The sequence below is a fragment of the Colwellia sp. SU-HH01217 genome, assembly GCF_057543495.1.
The window spans coordinates 1-806 of sequence record NZ_BAAJLX010000042.1 but is presented as its reverse complement, the minus strand read 5'-3'; the positions used below and the strand labels follow the sequence as shown (position 1 = coordinate 806).

At 41.9% G+C, this 806-nt stretch carries 1 protein-coding gene; it reads left to right on the top strand.

Annotated elements, in window-relative coordinates; genetic code table 11:
• On the top strand, nucleotides 1–792 hold a 792-nt coding region (locus tag AC27G3_RS18140; protein ID WP_487124039.1), incomplete at its 5' end, for an elongation factor Tu.
• Nucleotides 793–806: the final 14 nt, after the last annotated feature.

Here is an 806-nt window from a genome sequence, read left to right as displayed (position 1 = left end):
ATCGTATTCATGAACAAATGTGACATGGTTGACGATGAAGAATTATTAGAATTAGTAGAAATGGAAGTTCGTGAACTTCTTAGCGAATATGAATTCCCAGGTGATGATTTACCAGTAATTCAAGGTTCAGCTTTAGGTGCCCTTCAAGGCGAAGAGCAATGGGAAGCGAAAGTAGTAGAACTTGCTGATGCATTAGATTCATACATTCCAGAGCCAGAGCGTGCAATTGACGGTGCATTCATCATGCCTATCGAAGATGTATTCTCAATCTCAGGTCGTGGTACAGTTGTAACTGGCCGTGTTGAGCGTGGTATTGTTAAAGTTGGTGACGAAGTAGAAATTGTTGGTATCCGTGATACACAAAAATCAACTTGTACCGGTGTAGAAATGTTCCGTAAGCTTCTTGACGAAGGTCGTGCTGGCGAGAACTGTGGTGTATTATTACGTGGCCTTAAGCGTGAAGACGTTGAGCGTGGTCAAGTATTATGTCAACCTGGTTCAATTTCTCCTCACACTAAGTTTGAGTCAGAAGTATATGTTCTTTCTAAAGATGAAGGTGGTCGTCATACTCCATTCTTTAAAGGATACCGTCCACAGTTTTACTTCCGTACAACAGATATCACAGGTGCAGTAGAGCTTCCTGAAGGTGTTGAAATGGTAATGCCTGGTGACAACCTTAAGTTTGTAGTAGAGCTTATCAACCCAGTAGCGATGGACGAAGGTTTACGCTTCGCAATCCGTGAAGGTGGTCGTACAGTTGGTGCTGGTGTTGTATCAAAAATCATTGCTTAATTAGCAGTTTTTGA